This window comes from Leucobacter rhizosphaerae, from assembly GCF_022919175.1.
Classification (GTDB): Bacteria; Actinomycetota; Actinomycetes; order Actinomycetales; family Microbacteriaceae; genus Leucobacter; species Leucobacter rhizosphaerae.
The window spans coordinates 369903-388531 of sequence record NZ_CP095043.1 but is presented as its reverse complement, the minus strand read 5'-3'; the positions used below and the strand labels follow the sequence as shown (position 1 = coordinate 388531).

The 18629-nt window shown below is 69.9% G+C and carries 16 protein-coding genes; 4 read left to right on the top strand and 12 right to left on the bottom strand.

The window, feature by feature from the left end:
• Window positions 1-49: 49 nt before the first annotated feature.
• The 5 genes from MUN76_RS01790 to MUN76_RS01770 all read right to left on the bottom strand — a co-directional run bounded on the left by MUN76_RS01790 (window position 50) and on the right by MUN76_RS01770 (window position 6430).
• Entirely contained in the window at window positions 50-769 is a 720-nt protein-coding gene (locus MUN76_RS01790) for a response regulator (RefSeq protein ID WP_244686622.1), read from the bottom strand.
• Window positions 766-2214 carry a sensor histidine kinase gene (locus MUN76_RS01785; RefSeq protein ID WP_244686621.1) on the bottom strand — a complete coding sequence of 483 codons (1449 nt, stop codon included), beginning with the start codon at window positions 2212-2214 and terminating at the stop codon, window positions 766-768. The genes MUN76_RS01790 and MUN76_RS01785 overlap by 4 nt, the downstream gene beginning before the upstream one ends.
• A gap of 72 nt (window positions 2215-2286) precedes the next feature.
• Window positions 2287-3174 (bottom strand): ABC-2 transporter permease, encoded by an 888-nt coding sequence (locus tag MUN76_RS01780; RefSeq protein WP_244686620.1) that lies wholly within the window; start codon window positions 3172-3174, stop codon window positions 2287-2289.
• A gap of 28 nt (window positions 3175-3202) precedes the next feature.
• Window positions 3203-4114, bottom strand: a complete 912-nt coding sequence (locus tag MUN76_RS01775; RefSeq protein WP_244686619.1) for an ABC transporter ATP-binding protein — start codon at window positions 4112-4114, stop codon at window positions 3203-3205.
• Between the two features lie 120 nt (window positions 4115-4234).
• Window positions 4235-6430: an ATP-dependent DNA helicase RecG gene (locus MUN76_RS01770; protein ID WP_244686618.1), complete on the bottom strand. Its 2196-nt coding sequence runs from the start codon at window positions 6428-6430 to the stop codon at window positions 4235-4237.
• 53 nt (window positions 6431-6483) lie between these two features.
• On the opposite strand from MUN76_RS01770, the gene rsmD reads away from it, so the two are divergent.
• A complete protein-coding gene (gene rsmD / locus MUN76_RS01765) occupies window positions 6484-7089 on the top strand; it encodes a 16S rRNA (guanine(966)-N(2))-methyltransferase RsmD (RefSeq protein ID WP_244686617.1) in 606 nt (201 codons plus the stop codon).
• A 77-nt stretch (window positions 7090-7166) separates the two neighbouring features.
• Complete coding sequence (locus MUN76_RS01760; RefSeq protein WP_244686615.1) at window positions 7167-7952, top strand: hypothetical protein; 786 nt, start codon at window positions 7167-7169, stop codon at window positions 7950-7952.
• An 87-nt stretch (window positions 7953-8039) separates the two neighbouring features.
• On the opposite strand, the gene MUN76_RS01755 is transcribed toward MUN76_RS01760, so the two are convergent.
• Both MUN76_RS01755 and gabT read right to left on the bottom strand, forming a co-directional pair.
• Window positions 8040-9509, bottom strand: coding sequence for an NAD-dependent succinate-semialdehyde dehydrogenase (locus tag MUN76_RS01755; RefSeq protein WP_244686613.1), 1470 nt, complete (start codon window positions 9507-9509; stop codon window positions 8040-8042).
• A gap of 29 nt (window positions 9510-9538) precedes the next feature.
• Window positions 9539-10882, bottom strand: coding sequence for a 4-aminobutyrate--2-oxoglutarate transaminase (gene gabT, locus MUN76_RS01750; protein WP_244686611.1), 1344 nt, complete (start codon window positions 10880-10882; stop codon window positions 9539-9541).
• A gap of 183 nt (window positions 10883-11065) precedes the next feature.
• Between gabT and MUN76_RS01745 the strand changes: the two genes are divergently transcribed.
• Window positions 11066-12664 (top strand): PucR family transcriptional regulator, encoded by a 1599-nt coding sequence (locus MUN76_RS01745; RefSeq protein WP_244686609.1) that lies wholly within the window; start codon window positions 11066-11068, stop codon window positions 12662-12664.
• Between the two features lie 40 nt (window positions 12665-12704).
• Here MUN76_RS01745 and thiL read toward each other — a convergent pair whose 3' ends face one another.
• The gene (gene thiL / locus MUN76_RS01740; protein ID WP_244686607.1) at window positions 12705-13826 is read right to left on the bottom strand and encodes a thiamine-phosphate kinase; all 1122 of its coding nucleotides are present in this window, start codon (window positions 13824-13826) and stop codon (window positions 12705-12707) included.
• 47 nt (window positions 13827-13873) lie between these two features.
• On the opposite strand from thiL, the gene MUN76_RS01735 reads away from it, so the two are divergent.
• Entirely contained in the window at window positions 13874-14380 is a 507-nt protein-coding gene (locus MUN76_RS01735; RefSeq protein WP_244686606.1) for a DUF3515 domain-containing protein, read from the top strand.
• An 81-nt stretch (window positions 14381-14461) separates the two neighbouring features.
• On the opposite strand, the gene MUN76_RS01730 is transcribed toward MUN76_RS01735, so the two are convergent.
• The 4 genes from MUN76_RS01730 to MUN76_RS01715 form a co-directional block, all read right to left on the bottom strand.
• On the bottom strand, window positions 14462-15334 hold the full coding sequence (locus MUN76_RS01730; RefSeq protein ID WP_244686604.1) for a DUF559 domain-containing protein: 873 nt from the start codon (window positions 15332-15334) through the stop codon (window positions 14462-14464).
• A gap of 272 nt (window positions 15335-15606) precedes the next feature.
• On the bottom strand, window positions 15607-16719 hold the full coding sequence (locus tag MUN76_RS01725) for a D-alanine--D-alanine ligase family protein (protein ID WP_244686602.1): 1113 nt from the start codon (window positions 16717-16719) through the stop codon (window positions 15607-15609).
• Entirely contained in the window at window positions 16719-17843 is a 1125-nt protein-coding gene (locus tag MUN76_RS01720) for an NAD(P)H-dependent glycerol-3-phosphate dehydrogenase (RefSeq protein ID WP_244686600.1), read from the bottom strand. The genes MUN76_RS01725 and MUN76_RS01720 overlap by 1 nt, the downstream gene beginning before the upstream one ends.
• Window positions 17840-18616, bottom strand: a complete 777-nt coding sequence (locus tag MUN76_RS01715) for a lysophospholipid acyltransferase family protein (protein WP_244686599.1) — start codon at window positions 18614-18616, stop codon at window positions 17840-17842. The genes MUN76_RS01720 and MUN76_RS01715 overlap by 4 nt, the downstream gene beginning before the upstream one ends.
• Window positions 18617-18629: the final 13 nt, after the last annotated feature.

Sequence of the window (18629 nt, the reverse complement as noted above, 5' to 3'; positions counted from 1 at the left end):
CTCTACCCTATTCGGTGCGCCGGCTCGAACCCCGTCAATTCGCCGCGAGCTACAGACCGTGCTGCTTCGCGAAGATCACGGCGTGCACGCGATCCCGGAGCTGCAGTTTCGAGAGCACGCGACCGACGTGGGTCTTCACCGTGGACTCCGACAGGAAGAGGGTGCTCCCGATCTCCCCGTTGTTCTTCCCCTCCGCGATGAGCCGCAGCACCTCGAGCTCGCGCTCCGTCAGCACCTCCAGCTCTGCGGACGCCTGGGCGGCAGCAGGCGCGGCCGCCCCCAATCCGGACACTCCCGCGAACGACAACACCGCGGCGGTCTCGCTGCCCCGCAGCTGCTCGAGCAGTCGACGCGTGACACTCGGCGCCATGGTGGCATCGCCGTTCGCGACCCGTCGGATCGCGTCCACGAGCTCCGTGGGCCGCGCATCCTTGAGCAGGAAACCGCTGGCGCCGGCGTGAATCGCACCCGCCGCGTACTCGTCGAGGTCGAAGGTGGTGAGCACGAGCACGCGCGTGTCGGGGTGCGCCTCGACGACTCGCGCCGTGGCCTCGATGCCGTTCATGCCGGGCATCCGGACGTCCATGAGCACGATGTCGCAGCCGGATCCCTCGGACTCCAAGCGCGACAGCTCGGCGAGGGCGGTATGCCCGTCGCTCGCCTCGGCGACGACGGCGATACCCGGCTCCGACAGCAGCACGAGTCGGAATCCGGTCCGGATCAGCTCCTGGTCGTCGACGAGCATCACGCGGATCGGTGTCTCGGTCATGGGGTTCCCTCGTTCTCGGTCGGGGTCGTCGGGTGGGGGTGCGCGGTCGGACGCTCGCTCGGCGGTTGTGCGGGCGGCGCCGTCGACTGCGGCATCGGCATGGGTGGCTCGGACTGGCGTGCCGCCTGATGCACGGGGAAACTCGCCTCCACGATCCAGCCCGGCCCGTCGGCCGCGGGCCCGGACTCGATGCGGCCGCCGAAAACCCGGACCCGCTCGGCGAGTCCGGCGAGACCGCGACCGGATCCCACGCCGCTCGTGGGTCCCGGGCTTCCGGGCCTCCGACCGTAGTCACGGACGTGGACGATCACCCCGGCCTGCGTGCCGCGGATCCCGACCATCGCGGAGGCGTCGAGCCCGGCGTAGCGCAGCACGTTCGTGAGCGACTCCTGCACCACCCGGTAGATCGCGAGTTCCTGGCCGCGATCTCCGAACTCCCCCACGTCGAGGTCGAGCGCGAGACTCAGCCCCGCGTCGCGGAAGCCCTGGACGAGCTCCGGAATGTCGGCGACCACGGGTTGCGGCGCGAGCTCGGCCGCGTCGTCACCGGAGGCCTGCAGGGCGCCGAGCAGGCGGCGCATCTCCGCGAGCGCCGTCCGTCCGGTTTCCGCGCTGCGCTGCATCGCCTCGGCGGCGGCATCGGGTGCCGCCTGCACCGCGCGGGAGGCGCCCTCGGAGAGCGCGATCATCACCGACACGGAGTGCGCCACGATGTCGTGCATTTCCCGGGCGATGCGGCTGCGCTCCTCGGCCACCGCGAGTTGCGCGAGCTGATCGCGCTCCCGGGCGAGCTGGTGCGCGCGGTCGATGATCGCCTGGAGGTACCTGCGTCGATTGCCGAGATTCACACCGAGCATCATGACCGCGAGGAGCCAGAGCGCGTTCATGATGGACGCCATCACCGCGACTCCCCAGTCCGACGGCCCCGCGAGCACCACACTCGTCACGCCGGGTGTCGGCAGACCGAACTGCAGCAGGTAGATCAGGATGTTGGAACTCAATGCGATCCCGAACGCCACCCACCCGGCCGCGACACTGCGGTACACCGGCACCGCGTAGAGCAGGAAGTACTGCGCGACGGAGGTGGCGACCATCTGCGCGCCGTGATCGCCGAAGAGCATGAGCGACACGGCGATCAGCCCGGTGAGCGGGAATCGGCGGCGGAAGAAGAGGGCCGCGGAAACGACGAGCACCCGGAAGACGCTGTAGACGGCGATGGGCCCGTCGAGGTACGCCGGCACCCCGAACCAGGAATCGATCGACCCCTCGCTCCCCATCGCGTCCGAGACCGCCACCTGGGCGCTGTCGATGAACGCCATGAGGAAGCAGCCGAACAGGTAGCAGACGACGATCGAGACGTCGACGGCGCGCGGGTGGGCCGCGAACGCCCGCCGGATCACTCCCGGCGGGCGAGGCAGACGGACCTCGGCTTCGATCGACGGCATCACCCTCTCACCCTACTGGCCGGCGCGGGATCGGGCCCCCGGGCCGCCATCGACCGGCGGCCCGTTCCGCGACTATCGCGCGTCACGCCGCAGGAAGCCGAGGAGTGCCGGGATCAGGACCACCACGGCCCAGGCCAGCATCGCGCCGAGCGCCCCCCAGAAGGTGGGCCCGCTCGCCACGTCGACCATGCCCTGCGAGATCACTGCGCCGAGCGAGGAGGGCAGGTACTGCGCGGCGACGGGCACCCACTCCCAACCGGTCAGGCTGAGCACCTGGAACCCGATCGGCAGCACGAACGCGACCCCGGCGACCACGGCGATCCCGCCCGCGGTCGAGCGGAGCAATCCCGCGATGCCGGCCGCGAAGAGCGCGAACAGCACCAGGTAGACGATCGTGCCGAGCACCCCGGAGACGACGGGCATCGCGAGGAGCGACGGACCCGCGGCCGGCAGGCAGAGTGCGGCGATCCCGAGACCGCCGACCACCACAGTCAGCGCCGTGATCGCGGAGATGGTGGCGAGGACGACCATCTTCGCGATCGCGACGGGGGTGCGCCTCGGCACCGCGGTCAGCGTCGAGAGGATCATGCCACTGGAGTACTCGCTCGCCACGGCGAACACCCCGAGCACACCGAACACGAGCGCGAGGAAGGACGCCGAGGCCGTGGACACCGTCAACAGGTAGGCCTCGAGCGCAGCGGGGTCCGGAGTCGTGCCCGCGCCGGTGAGCTCGCCGCTCCACAGCATCCCGATCATGGCGCTGAAGCCGAGCCCGGCGAGCACCGTCACGAGGATCGTGACGCGGATGCTCCGAAGTGAGGCGAGTTTGATCCACTCCGAGCGGAGCACTCCTGCGGTGGTCAGTCGCGGTGCGGGCCCGGCTGGCCGGGACTTCCGCGCCACGTGGTCGCCCGCGGCGACGGGCGCCGTGCTGGCGTCGATGAGAATGGTCGAGGTCATGATCTGGCTCCTTCGTGAGCGATACGGACTAGGCGGCGACGTATTCGACGTGGTCGCGGGTGAGGGCGAGGTAGGCGTCCTCGAGACTCGTGCGGATCGGGCTGAGCTCGTGGAGCACGAATCCGTGCTCGGCGGCGAGGCGACCGAGCTCCGCGGCTGTGATCCCGTGCGCCTCGAAGCCCTCCTCCGCGAGGGGTTCGAGCCGGATCGCGGGATCCTCGGTCGAGAGCAGCAGGGAGGCGAACCGGGCGGCGTCGGGCGTGCGCACCGTCACCCGGTCGTGCTGCCCGCCCGAGATGAACTCCTGGATCGGCGCATCGGCGACGACCTCGCCACGACCGAGCACGATGACGTGATCGGCGGTCTGCGCCATCTCGCTCATCAGGTGGCTCGAGAGCAGCACCGTGCGACCCTCGCTCGCCAGGTGCCGGAGGAGCTTCCGCACCCACAGCACCCCGTCGGGATCGAGCCCGTTGATCGGCTCGTCGAGGATCAGCACCCTCGGGTCCCCGAGCAGCGCGGAGGCGATGCCGAGCCGCTGCCCCATACCGAGCGAGAACCCGCCGACCCGGCGGTTCGCGACGGCGGAGAGCCCGGTCTGCTCGAGCACCTCGTGCACGCGCCGGTCGGAGATGCCGTGCGTCGCCGCGAGGGCTCGCAGGTGGCTCCGTGCGCTGCGCCCGGGATGCACACCCTTCGCGTCGAGCAGGGCGCCCACTTCGGCCATCGGCGCCGACAGGTCCGCGTACCGCTGACCCTGCACGGTCACCGTGCCGGCCGACGGGCGGTCGAGCCCCACCATGAGCCGCATGCACGTCGATTTGCCCGCCCCGTTCGGGCCGAGGAACCCGGTCACCTGGCCCGGCGCGATGGAGAAGCTCACCTCGCGCACGGCCGTCTTGTTGCCGTAGACCTTGGTCAGTCCGCGTGCCTCGATCATGGTGTCACCCTCCCGTTCCGAGAACGCCGAATTTCAGCGATACTCCAACGGTAGGAACCGACGGCGCGTGACACGTCCCTCCGAGGTACCGGGAGCGGGGTACCTGAGTACGACGTTCGCCTAGGACTTCGCGAGGTTGTCGAGGAGCTGGGCCTCGCGGGCCTCCGTGATCATGGCGGCGAGCCCCGGAGCCGTCGTCAACTCGGGATCCCGATCGAGCAGGTCACCGGCGACCTCACGGGCATGCGCGATGAGCTCGCCGTGCTCCGCCACCCGCAAGAGCCGGAGCGTGGAGCGGCCGCCCGACTGCGCGGTTCCGAGAATGTCGCCCTCGCGCCGCAGGGTGAGATCGATCTCCGCCAGCTCGAAGCCGTCGGAGGTCGCGGCGATCGCCTCGATGCGCTCGCGGGCGAGGCTGCCCTGCTCCGCGGTGGTCATGAGCAGGCACAACCCGGCGTGCTCCCCTCGACCCACTCGGCCGCGGAGCTGATGCAGCTGGGAGATCCCGAATCGGTCGGCGTCGCGCACGATCATGATGGAGGCGTTCGGCACGTTCACGCCGACCTCGATCACGGTGGTCGCGACGAGCATGCGGATATCGCCCGCGGCGAACCCGCGCATGACCCGGTCCTTCTCGGCCGATGGCATGCCGCCCGTGAGCGCCTCGATACTCACCCCAGCGAACTCCGGGCGAGCCCGCAGCTCGGCGACGGTGTCGGTGACGTTCGCGAGAGGTCGGGCGCCGCCGCCCGAATCCGCTGCGTCGGACGCCTCTTCGGTCTCGAGCTCGGGATCGGGCTCGCTCGACGAGATCGCCGGGCAGACGACGTACAGTTGCCGTCCGGCGGCGAGGTCTTCCGCCGCACGCGCCCACACGCGGGCGGCCCGATTCGGCATCTCCAGCTCGGGGACGACGAAGGTCTCGATCCCCTTGCGACCGGGCGGCAGCTCTCGGATCGTGGTCACCTCCAGGTCGCCGAAGGCGGTGAGTGCCACAGTGCGCGGGATCGGCGTCGCCGTCATCGCGAGCACGTGCGGTTGCGTGCCCTTGCGACGGAGCGCCTCGCGCTGTTCGACGCCGAAGCGGTGCTGCTCGTCGACGACGATGCACCCCAGATCGTAGAAGCTGACTCCCTCGCTCAGCAGGGCGTGGGTGCCGACCGCGATACTCGCATTGCCCGATGCGAGCGAGAGCAGCGCCCTCTTCCGCTCCGCGACGGGCATTCGGCCCGTGACCAGCACGGGTGCGAGTTCCGCGCTCAGATCGGGCCCGAGGGCCTCGACGATCGAGCGGAAGTGCTGAGCCGCCAGCACTTCGGTGGGAGCGAGCAGCGCGCTCTGGCCGCCGCTCTCCGCGACCTGCAGCATCGCCCGGAGTGCGACGAGCGTCTTTCCCGAGCCGACCTCGCCCTGCAGGAGACGGTGCATCGGGTGGGGCGCGGCGAGCTCGTCGGCGAGCGTGGCGCCGGCGCGCTCCTGATCCCCGGTGAGCGCAAAGGGCAGGGCCGCGTCGAACCGCGCCAGTGGACCGGTGCTGCTGCCCCGAGGGCGCGGCGTGCTGGCTTCGAGGCCGCTCCGGCGACGTCGGTCGAGGAGTGCGAGCTGCAGGTCGAACGCCTCGCGGAAGCGGAGGCTGTCGCGCGCTCGTTTCCAGTCGGCGTCGGTCTGCGGGCGATGGATGAGTTCGAACGCGGGGTCAAGGGCGATGATCTCCTCCGCATTCCGGATCTCGGCCGGCAGCGGATCCTCGATCGGGCCGACCGCGTCGAGCGCGAGTTCGACGGCGCGCTGGATGTTCCAGCTCGTGAGCTGCGCGGTCGCCGGGTAGATCGGCACCGGGGTCTCCGCCCACGCGAGAGCGGCGGCCTTGTCGAGCTGCTCCCCGCCCGGTGCCTCGTCCCGGTGCTCGAAGAGCTCGTAGTCGGGGTGCTGGAGCTGCAGTTGACTGCGGTAGGCGCTGACCTTGCCCGCGAAGATGCCCCGGCGACCGGCGACGAGTTCGTGCGCCCGCCAGTTCTGGTTGAAGAACGTCAGGGTCAGTGTGCCGGTACCGTCGGTGATCCGGACCTCGAGGATGCTGCCGCGCCGCCGCTGCATGGTGCGCTCGCGCACGTCCAGCACCTGCGCCACCACGGTGATCTGCTCGCCGATGGGCAGGCCGAGGAGCGGGGTCAGTTCGCCCCGGCGCGAGTAGCGCCGAGGAAGATGCCACAGCAGATCGCCCACGGTGCGCACACCGAAGGCCTTCTCCAGAGGTTTTGCGGTGCGCGCGCCGATCACTCCGTCTAGGCGGGTGCCGAGCGACGCGGATGTCATGCGTTCAGCGTAGCGGTGACCGCTGACACCGGGGATCGCGCTACCCTTTTCGAATGACCAGAATCATCGCCGGAGCGGCCGGATCGCGGCGGCTCGAGGTTCCGAAGTCGGGCACTCGTCCGACGAGCGATCGGGTGCGCGAGGCCATCTTCTCGACGCTCGATGCGTGGGGGTTCGTCGAGGGCACTCGGGTCCTCGATCTCTACGCGGGATCGGGAGCGCTGGGGCTCGAGGCCCTGAGCCGCGGCGCCGCCGAGGTCACCCTCGTGGAGAAGCATCCCCAGGCCGCCCAGGTCGCCGGTCGCAACGCGCGTACCGTGTCCGAGGCGCTCGGCGGCGGCGCGCACGCAGAGGTGATCCGCCAGACCGTCCAGACCTATCTCGAGACGGTCGCGCCCGCACCCCGCTGGGACGTCGTACTCATCGATCCTCCCTACGATCTGGGCGAGACCGAGCTCTCCGCGAACCTCCGGGCCCTCGTCCCCGTGCTCGCGCCGGACGCCGCAGTGCTCGTGGAGCGCAGCAGCCGTTCGCCCGAGCCGGGCTGGCCCGACGGCCTCGGACTGGTCCGGAAGAAGGCGTACGGCGAGACCGTGCTGTGGTGGGCGGAGCCGGCCGGCGAAGTGGACTCCACGGCGAGCGGATCTGCGCCGCGATAGGGTGCAAGGGAACGGATGAGTCGTGGTTCCGAGGCCCGTCAGGGCGAGCGGAAGTACCAGGAGTGGGGAGAGCACCGGTGTTGACAGCACGATCGAGGCGGACGGGATCGGCGTGGGTCGCCGGCGCGACGATAGCGGGATCCCTGCTCCTGAGCGGCTGCGGAATGCTGCCGAGCTTTGTCACGGAAGACACCCCGGCGGGCGCTCCGTCGGAGTCCGGTACCGCGGACGCGCGCGGCGACGCGGCAGCGCAGGAGGAGTTCTTCGACAACGTGATGCTCATGGTGCCGATGGTGGCGAGCCTCGACCCCGCGTCGTCCTGGGCGTCGGTCGAACCGGCGGCCTGGGATGAGGCCGACGCTTCGGTGCGCGACACCGTCGTGGAGATGGGACTCGACGCGTGCACCCGGGCGGACGAGGCGAGCGGGGACTCGGGGCTCGAGGATCCGGCGATGACCTGGCTCGCAGCCCGATTCCTCTGCGGTGAGCACCGCGAGGCCGCGGACGAGTTCCTCTCGAACGACACGAGCATCTCCCCCACCCACACGATGGCCGACCTGTTCGAGTTGGCGGTGGTGCAGGACGACGCCACGACCGCCGAGCTGCTCGACGCCAACAACGTCTGCATCGGGGCGCTCGCCCTCGCGTGGGAGGTCCATGCCGGCTTCACCCCGGACGCGACCTGCTGGCTCATTCGCGTGCAGTCGGTCGAGGAGACCGGGGGCGACGCGGAGTACCTCTCCCTCTTCGTGAACGCGGGCGACGTCGCGAACGCGGCCTCCGACGAGCGCTTCGCTGAGCTGGCGGAGGCCTCCGGTGCGACGCCGAACGACCTCTCCAACCTGCTCGACGGGATGGAGTAGCCCGGACACCGAAAAGATCGGCGTGATCTCGCCGTCTCTCCGGAGAGAGCCGATGAGATCACGCCGATCCGACGGGCGATCTGCGGACTAGGTCCGCGGGATCAGGGTGTACTTCGTCGAGAGGAACTCGTGGATCCCCTCGAAGCCGCCCTCGCGGCCGATGCCCGACTGCTTGATGCCGCCGAACGGCGCAGCGGCGTTCGACACGATGCCGGTGTTCAGGCCCATCATGCCGGTCTCGAGCTTCTCGATCATGCGGTGCCCGCGGTGGATGTTCTCGGTGAAGACGTAGCTCACGAGACCGTACTCGGTGTTGTTCGCGATCTCCACGGCCTCGTCCTCGGTCGAGAAGCGGATGATCCCGAGCACCGGGCCGAAGATCTCCTCGCGCATGATCGCCGACTGCGGGCTGAGGTTGTCGATGACCGTGGGCTGGAAGAAGTTGCCCGGGCCGTCGATGGTCTCGCCACCGGTGACGATCGTCGCGCCGGTCTCGATCGCGTCCGCGACGAGGCGAGCGGTGTTGGTGACCGCCTTGTCGTCGACGAGCGCGCCGATGTCGTTGCCCTCCTCCGCGCCACGACCGATCGTCATCGCGGCGACCTTCTCGCCCACACGGCGGGCGAACTCGTCGGCGACCGACTCGTGCACGATCACGCGGTTGGCGGCGGTGCAGGCCTGGCCGATGTTGCGGAACTTCGCGAGCAGCGCTCCCTCGACCGCACGGTCGAGATCCGCGTCCTCGAACACCACGAACGGCGCGTTGCCGCCGAGCTCCATCGACGTGCGCAGCACGTTCTGCGCTGACGCCTCGAGCAGCTTCACGCCGACGGGCGTGGAACCGGTGAAGCTCAGCTTGCGCAGACGCGAGTCAGACAGCAGCGCACTCGACTGCGCACTCGACTTCGAGGTGGCGACCACGTTCACCACACCCGCCGGCACCCCGGCCTCCTCGAGCAGCTGCGCGAAGAAGATGGTGGTGAGCGGGGTGAGCGCAGCGGGCTTGATGACGACCGTGCAGCCGGCGGCCAGCGCCGGAGCGATCTTGCGGGTCGCCATCGCGAGCGGGAAGTTCCACGGCGTGATGAAGTAGGTCGGGCCCACGGGGATGTGGGAGACGACCATATGGCCGGTGCCCTCCGGGTTGTCGCGGTAGTCGCCGCGCACCCGCACGGCCTCCTCCGAGAACCACCGGAGGAACTCGCCGCCGTAGTTCACCTCACCGCGCGCCTCGGCGATGGGCTTGCCCATCTCCATGCTCATGAGCAGCGCGAAGTCCTCCTTGCGCTCCATGAGGAGGTCGAACGCGCGGCGCAGGATGTTCGAGCGCTCGCGGGACGGCGTCGCGGCCCAGGAGTCCTGAGCGGCGACGGCCGCGTCGAGCGCGCGCACGGCGTCCTCGACGGTCGCGTCCGCGATGGACTTGATGGTCTCGCCGGTCGCGGGATCCTGCACGTCGAGCGTCGCACCCGACGTCGAGGGCTCCCAAGTGCCCCCGATCCCGAGGCCGGACTGGACGCGATCGAGCAGATCCTGCTCGTTGGGCTTCAGTGCCATAGGTCTAGTGTCCCTTCAGAAACGCGGAATTAGTTGGCGGCCAGGGCGTCGGCGACGACCTGGAGGCCCTCGCGGAGCAGCTCGTCCGAGATGGAGAGCGGCGGGAGGAAGCGGACCACGTTGCCGTAGGTGCCGCAGGTCAGCACGATGACGCCGTTCTCGCCGGCCGCCTTCGCGATCGCACCGGTGATGGCGGCGTTCGGGGTCTTCGATCCCGACTCCACGAACTCGATGGCCTTCAGCGCACCGCGACCGCGGATCTCGCCGATGCGGTCGTCGGACTTCGCAATCTCGCCGAAGAACTCATCGATGATGGCGCCGATCTCGCGGGCGCGCTCGGTGAGGTTCTCCTTCTCGTAGGTGTCGATCGTCGCGAGCGCGGCGGCGCAGGCGATCGGGCTGCCCGCGTAGGTGCCACCGAGGCCACCGGCGTGCGCAGAATCCATGATCTCGGCGCGGCCGGTCACTGCGGAGAGCGGCAGCCCGCCCGCGATGCCCTTGGCGGTCGTGACGAGGTCTGCGACGACACCCTCGTGGTTCGCCGCGAACAGGTCGCCCGTGCGGGCGAAGCCGGTCTGCACCTCGTCGAGGATGAACACGACGCCGTTCGCGGTCGCCCACTCCTGGAGTGCGGGGAGGAAGCCCTCGGCGGGAGCGATGAAGCCACCCTCGCCCTGAATGGGCTCGATGATGATCGCGGCCAGGTTCGAGGCACCGACCTGCTTCTCGATCTGGGTGAGCGCGACCTTGGCCGCCTCGGCACCGCTGAGCCCGTCGCGGAACGGGTAGGAGGTCGGCACCCGGTAGATCTCGGGAGCGAAGGGGCCGAAGCCGTCCTTGTAGGGGATGTTCTTCGCGGTCATGCCCATGGTCAGGTTGGTGCGACCGTGGTACGCGTGGTCGAAGACGACGACGGCGTTCTTCTTCGTGTAGTGACGTGCGATCTTGATCGCGTTCTCGACGGCCTCGGCACCCGAGTTGAAGAGTGCGGAGCGCTTCTCGTGGTCGCCCGGAATGAGCGAGTTGAGCTTCTCGGCGACGGCGACGTAGCCGTCGTAGGGCGTGACGGTGAAGCAGGTGTGCGTGAACTGCTGCACCTGGTTGATCACGGCCTCGACGACCGCGGGGGCCGAGTTGCCGACGCCGGTCACGGCGATGCCGGAGCCGAGGTCGATGAGCGAGTTACCGTCGGCGTCGATCATGACGCCGCCACCGGCCGCGACGATCGAAACGGGCAGCGCGACACCCACACCGGCCGCGACGGCGGCGTTCTTCCGCGCGATCAGCTCGAGCGACTTCGGCCCGGGGATGCTGGTGACGAGCTTGCGCTCCTGCGGAAGCGAGGGACCACCGGTGACGGTGACATCGGCCATGGGATTCTCCTTTGGGTGACGGCGTTCGGCTCGATGATCGCGCTGTCGCGAGGGTTCTCGGCCGATTGGGTTCGGGATCAGCCTAGACCCCACCATCGGTCGGACTTCGTGCCACAATGGAGTATTCGAACCAGAAGATTCGACAATGCGGCACGGCGTGCCGTTCCCGGGAGGCGGAGCAGCATGGCAGCACCGATGGCGGTCCCGCGCGGGAGCGCGGCCGGATCCTCGTACCCGACCATCGAGCTCGGGTCGCTGCTCCACCAGTACACCCTCGGGCTCGTGCTGATCGCAGGATCCGATGCCGACACCCCCTCGCGCCCTGTGCAGTGGGTGCACAGCAGCGAGCTCGAGGATCCCACGCCGTTCCTCCCCCCGCGCACCGTGCTGCTCACCACGGGCGCGCGCTTCTCGGGGATCCGGGATCAACAGGCGGCGGACGCCTACGTGCAACGCCTCATCGATGCCGGCACGACCGCACTCGGCATTGCCGTCGGCCTGCACTGGGACCGCGTGCCCGCGACGTTCGTGAGCGCCTGCGACCGGTTGGGGCTGCCTCTCTTCCGCGTGCCGTACGACACCTCCTTCATCGCGATCGTGCAGGGCGCCGCGCGCCTCCTCGACGCGCAACTGCGGGAACGCGATATCTGGGCGCTCGACTCGCAGCGCGCCGTGTCGAACGCGTCGATGCACCGGGATGGTCTCGGTGCCGCGGTGCGCGAGGCCGCCAGCCGGCTGGGTCGATGGGTCGGGATCACGGACCGTTCGGGGCGGATCGTCGAGTTCGCGCCGCAGTCGGCCCGACCGCGCGCGCATCCCGAGTGGATCCGCCGCGAGACCCGCCAGCTCATCGAACGCGGGCTGAGCTCCGGACGCATCGGCGCCGACCACAGCGGGGGCCACGATGGGCACGGCCTGCAGATGCAGGCGCTCGGTCGCGAGGGCAAGGTGCTCGGGGTGCTCGTGGTGGAGGACCAGGGTGCGCCGGATCACGCGGAGCGGGCGCTGCTCGGTCTCGTCGCGGCCCTCGCCACTGTGCAGCTGGAGCACCGCAGCGGGCTCGATGCGGCTGAAGCGACCCTGCGCACCGCCATCGCGCAGCTGCTGCTCACCGGGGATGCGGTGCTCGCGGAAAAGCTCGCCACGGGTGTGCTCGCCCGGGTGCCGCGCGGCCCCGTCGTCGTGATCCGGTTCGCGCTCCCGCAGCGGATCGACGCGGCGTTTCTACCGGATCTGGAGTCGTTCGATGCCGGGAGCCCCGGGCTTCTCCGTGCGGAGCTCGATGGCGGGCCCGTGGTCTTCGCGGAGACCCGCCACCTTCCGGGCCTGCGACGGTTGCTGCTCGCGCATCGGGTGCCCGCCGGCATCTCGGAGCGCGGGCCGATCGACGACCTGACGACGCTCCTCGGCGAGGCCGAGCGTGCGCTCGAGCACGCGCTCGCGAGCGATGCGGACGGACCCGTCGACTACCTGCCAGCACTGCATGACGGGGTGCTGCACCTGCTGGGGACGCACCCCGAGGCGCGACGACGTGCGGAGGGGTTGCTGGCGCCGATCCGGCACCACGACACGCGGCACGGCGACCACATCGAGGCGAGCCTGCGGACCTGGCTCGCGCATCACGGGCAGACGAGCCCGGCGGCGGCGGAGCTCGGCGTGCATCGGCATACGCTCCGCACACGCGTGCAGACCGCAGCGAACCTGCTGCAGAGCGACCTCGATTCCCCCGACACGCGCGCCGAGCTCTGGGCGGCGCTGCGGCTGGTGGACGACGCCGAGTGAGCGAAGTGCTCGGCGCCGCTGGGGCGCGGTTCCGAGTGCGCTACACCTCGCCGAGGCCCGGGAGCCGCACGGTGAAGGGATCCCACCCGCGGGGCTCGGTCGGGTCGCCGTCCAGGGTGAGTGCCGCGGATCTTGCAACCGCGGGAACGACGCTGCCGATGCGGTGGAAGCCCGCCGGCAGCGTCGTATCGGCCGGGAATGCGGCGAGCAGACCGTGATCCTCTCCCCCGGCCAGCATGGCCTCCAGTGGGACCGACTCTCCGTGCTGCTCGCCGAACGCGTGCAGCAGCCCCGCCGAATCGAGATCGATCGTGACGGCCTGCGAGCGTTTCGTGGATGAGGTCTCTGCCGCCTCCGGGTCGCGACTACTCGCCCGCGCGAGTCGGTCCGCGTCGAGGGACAGGGAGTCGGAGACGTCCATCATCGCCGTCGCCCCGGCCTGCGCCGCGATGCGGCCGAGAGCGATCGGCGGGGTCGGGGCGAGTTGGGCCGCGAGCAATCGAGGGTGCGTGGCCAAGTGCCGCGCGATCCCGCGGGCGTGCGCAACGCCGTCTGCGTCTACGCCATCGCTGAACAGCAGGGTGAGCCCCAGGCCCGCGAGACCGAGATCCCCGGCGTACGCGACCTGATCCCCCGCCCGAGCCTCACTCCGCAGCACGGGCGGAGTGCCGTCGAGCTCACCGATCGCGGTCACGGCGGCCGTGATCACGGGAGCGGTGCCGAGGTCGCCTCCGACGACCCCGCAGCCCGGTGCGAGCGCCGCGCAGGCCGCCGTCAGGCCGCGGGCGATCTCCTCGAGCAGCGCGACCGGTGTGTCGCGAGGCACCGCGAGCGAGACGGTGAGGCCGGTCGGCCGCGCACCCATGGCCGCGACATCGGAGAGGTTCGTGGCGGCGAGCTTCCAGCCCAGATCGAAGCCGCGGTGCCAGGCGCGGCGAAAGTCCGGCCCCTCGATCATGGTGTCGCTCGTCACCACCAGGTCACCCCGGACCCGCAGCACTGCCGAGTCGTCCCCGGGGCCGACCACGGCGGCCTCCGAGGGCGCCAGCTGCGCGAGGACACGCCGGAGCACACCCGCCTCACCGGCAATGCCGACAGTATCGGATCCCGTGTCGGCACCGGTCGGTACTCCGGTTCCGGTCTCCGTACGCCTGCTGCTCACGCCCCCACGTTACCGTGACGTTCAGTTGCAGTGGCTAGGCTGATGGGGTGACTTCGCACGAGATCAGGCCGCGCCGCACGCGTGCACGACGGATGTTGGCCGCGGGTATTGCGGGGGTCGCGCTCGCACCGCTGCTCGCGGCGTGTGCCGGAGAGGTGCCGATGGAGCCGGCCGCGGACGCGAACAGCCCGGCGTGCGCCGATGTGATCGTGCGGCTGCCCGACACCGTGGCCGAGCTCGACCGCCGCACGACGAACGCGCAGTCGACGGGCGCCTGGGGCGATCCGGCCGTGGTGCAGTTGCGGTGCGGGATCGAGCCCAGCGGTCCCACGACCGACACGTGCGTGAACGTGAACGGCGTCGACTGGATCATCGACGAGAGCGCTGCCCCGCTCTACCGTTTCGAGGCGTACGGGCGCAGCCCCGGCCTCGAGGTATTCGTGGAATCCGAGCAGCTCAGCGGCACCGATGTGGTGAACGACCTGAGCGCGGTGGCCCGCGAGCTTCCTCAGGAGCGCAAGTGCACCAGCCTCGCCGAGAACCTGGGGATGTAGAGTCGCCGCCGGTGTCCCGGCGCGGTCGCCGGTGTCCCGGCGCGTCACGCGGTTGCTGCGCGTCAGGCGGTTCGAATCGGGTTACAGCGACCGCGTGAGGTGTGAGGGCCGCAGAGTGTGCCCGGCTGCGACGAGGTGTCTGTCCCGTGCCATCGCTTGCAGCACCGAATCCTGCACCTCTTCCCACGCGAACATCACTTGGGAATACGACACCCGGATCACGGTGTACCCGAGTTGGAGCAGCCGGGCGTCGTGTGCGATGTCGCTCGTGCGCTGGGCGCCCGTGTGATGAGCTCCGTCGATCTGCAGAACGAGCCGCGAGCCGATCAAGAAGTCGACGCGATGCCCGGCGATGACCACCTGCTGTCGGATCCGCGCCGGGATCCACCGCAGGCGCGCGTGCACGATCGACTCAAGTCCTGAGTCCGCAAACGGGCTACTGGCGTCCAGGATGCGCCGAGCCGCGCGTCCGAGCGGGAGCGTCGCCAGGTGCCCGTGCGTGACGAGCCGGGCGTTGAGCGCGGACTCCCAGATCACGAGCGCATCCTCCGAAGGTTGGCACTCAGCCACGTGGCACAGCAGGTTCTCGATCCCGTCCGCCAACAAGAACGGCGGTCGTGGCACGACAGGCCGCTTCCAATGGACCACGACTCCGACCCCACGCACGTGCGCATTCGCACGTGGCGCGGCGACGTGCGGCACCGGAGACGGCTCGCGCACCCACAGCCCGAGTCGTTTCGCCTGCGTCACACAGCTCAGCACCACGTGCTGGCGCGCGGCGAGCAGCAATGCCGGATCGGCCGCCGGCAATGCGATCCACCCGCGTCGCGGACGCACCACTGCACCAGCCGCGAACGCACGATCGATGTCACGACGGGTGACCCCCGCGTCACGCAGCAGGCTCGTGCGCGCAATGCCATCACGCGCGCGGAGCAGGTCGAAGAGCGAGCTCATGGTTGCAGCGTGCCCGAGTCCGGTGGAGCGGTGAACAGCTCTCGAGAACAGTGGAGAAATCAGACTTCCGCGTACGCCGTCCGCAGCCTGGAGCGACGAATGCCGTCAGCGGCGTGGCGGTGTCCGGGCCCGCGTCCACTCATGCGGTTGTCGCAGCTCATGCGGTCAGGAACCTGCCTCTTTAACCGCATGACGAGTGACCACCGCATGGCGTGACGCGGCACGCGGCTCGGAGCCCAGGACCCGCAGCCCGCAGCCCGCAGCCCGCAGCCCTAATACGCGGCGGACTTCTCGATCGCGAGCTCCACGAGCTCCGTGATCAGCTCCGTGTACCCGAGACCCGACTCCTGCCACAGCCGCGGATACATCGAGATGGGGGTGAACCCGGGGAGCGTGTTGATCTCGTTCAGCACCGGCCCGTCCGCGGTCAGGAAGAAGTCGATCCGCGCGAGCCCCGCGCACTGCGTCACCTCGAACGCCCGCACCGCGGCATCCCGGATCGACGCGAACTCCCCCTCCGTGACGCGTGCCGGCAGCTCGAGCTCCACGCCCGCGGCACCGAGGTACTTCGCCTCGAAATCGTAGAAGTCGCGGCCCGTGAACACGATCTCGCCGATCACGCTGCTCGTGCGCGGCCCGTCCTGCCCGCGTCCCTCAAGCACGGCGATCTCCACCTCGCGGCCGGTCACACCGGACTCGATGAGTACGGTGCGGTCCTCGGCGAAGGCCAGTTCCAGGGCGGCCGGGATCTCGGAGGCGTCCGTCACCCGGCTCACCCCCACGCTCGAACCCGCACGCGCCGGCTTCACGAAGAGCGGATACTGCAGCCCCTCGTCGAGCGTCTCCGCGAGCGAGGGATCCCGCGTGATCTGCGACTGCGTCACCGTGCGCCACGGCGCCACGGCGATCCCCGCGTCCGCGAGCACCGTCTTCACGGCGTGCTTGTCCATGCAGAGCGCCGACCCGAGCACCCCGCTCCCGACGTACGGCAGGTCGACGAGGTCGAGCATGCCCTGCACCGTGCCGTCCTCGCCGTACGGCCCGTGCAGCATCGGCAGCACCGCGTCGACGTGGCCGAGCGAGCGCAGCGCACTCGACTGCTCGATCACGGTGAGCGTGCGCGTGGCCGTCGACGCGGGCCACAGCACCCGCGTGCCGTTGTCATGCACCTCGGGCAGTGCCCCGGCCTCGAGCCGGTAGTCCTCGAGATCGCTCTCCTGCATGAGCACGGTCGCACCCTGCTTCGTGATCCCCACCGGGATCACGTCGAAGCGCGTGCGATCGATGGAGCGCAGCACACCCGCCGCGGTGACGCAGCTGATCCCGTGCTCGCTCGACCGGCCGCCGAAGAGGAGGACGACGGTGCGTTTCGGAGTGCTCGACATCAGGCGGGGTGTCCCTTCATGCGGTTGAGGAAACGCTGCCAGCGGCTCGGGTGAGCGCCGCCCAGCGTGAGTTCTGGTCGAGGCACATCGTCCTCCGTCGCCAGGTGCGGTCCGAGGTGCTTCGGCGCCATGGTGCCGCTCAGCACCATCTGCACCTGCTCCACGATCGGCATCACGATGCCGCGCTCGCGGGCCAGCTCGAGCACTGGCGGCACGGACGTGATGCCCTCCGCCGTCTGCTGCATCTGCTCGCGGGTCTCCTCCTGCGAGTACCCCTGGCCGATGAGCCGGCCGGCGGTATTGTTGCGCGAGAGCGGCGACTGGCAAGTCGCGATGAGGTCGCCGAGACCGGCGAGCCCCGACAGGGTCGCGGGATCCGCACCCGACGCGACCGCGAACTCCGTCATCTCGGCGAGGCCGCGCGTGATGATCGCGGCCTTCGTGTTCTCGCCGTAGCCGACTCCGTCGACGATGCCGATCGCCAGCGCGATGAGGTTCTTGAGCACCCCGCCCAGCTCGGTGCCGATGACGTCGGTGTTCACGTAGCTGCGGAAGTACGGCGCGGAGCAGGCGGTCGCGATCTCCTGCGCGACGTGGAGGTCGACGCACGACGCCACGGCGCCGGTCGGCTGCTCCTTGGCGATCTCGAGCGCGATGTTCGGCCCGGACACCACCCCGATGCGCTCGGGACCGATGTCGAGGGTGTCGGTGATGACCTCGGACATGCGCATGGTCGTGGTCTTCTCGACGCCCTTCACGAGGCTGACGAGCACACTCCGCCGGTCGAGGTACGGCTCAAGGTCGAGCAGATTCTGCCGGAGCGTCTGGCTCGGCACCGCGAGGAACACGAGCTGGGCCCCGGTGAGGGCGACGGCGAGGTCTCCCGTCGCCTTCAAGTTCTTCGGCAGGTTGATACCGGGGAGGTACTGACTGTTGCGCCGTGCCACTTGGATCTCGTTCGCGACCTCGGGGCGCCGCGCCCACATGGTCACGTCGCAGCCGGCGTCGCTCAGCACCTTGGCGAAGGTGGTGCCCCAGCTGCCGGATCCGATCACCGCCACCTTGCGGCCGCGGTTGCGCGCGCCGCTCCCCGATGTCACGACGGGGTTCGACCGGGTCGTCAAAACCGACCCGTCTCGGTCTGCTGATGCTTGCTGGGATCCCAGCGCTCCGCCGGTGGCGTCTCGCCGCGCAGGTCCGCGAGCAGTGCGGTGATCGCGCTCATCAGCTCGTTGGTCGCCTCGGTGATCGTCTTCTGGTCGAGCGGACGACCGGTGAAGCGACTGAGGTCGAGCGGCTCGCCAACGGAGACCTCGATGGTCTTCCGCGGGAACGGTCGGATCCGCTTGGCGTAGCGCGGCATCAGCTCTTGCGTCCCCCAGTGCGCGACCGGGATCAGCGGCACGCCGGACTCGAGCGCGAGTCGCACCGCGCCGCTCTTGCCCCGCATGGGCCACAGCTCGGGATCGCGCGTCAGCGTGCCCTCCGGATAGACGATGATCGCGGACTCGCGCTCGATCAGCTGGGCCGCCGCGCCCATCGGATTCTTGCGTCCGTCGCCGTTCCGCACCGCACCCTCGCGCTCGACCGGGATCTGGCCGGAGATCTTCAGGAGCCACCCGAGCACGGGCACCTTGAACAGGCTCGCCTTGGCCATGAAACGTGGCAGGCGACCGAGGTGCCACACCGCCGCCCCCATCGCGATCGGGTCGATCTCGCTGTAGTGGTTCGGCGCGAGGATGAACGAACCCGTCTTCGGCAGTCGCGACGTCGGAGTGAACCGGTATCGGACCATCAGCGACCAGATGGGAAGGCTGATGCTCGCGAGGACCCAGAACACCCCGGGGCGTCGCTTCTCCGCGGACGGCTTGCTCCGCAGTTTCACCGTGTCAGTCATGACTCAATTATCC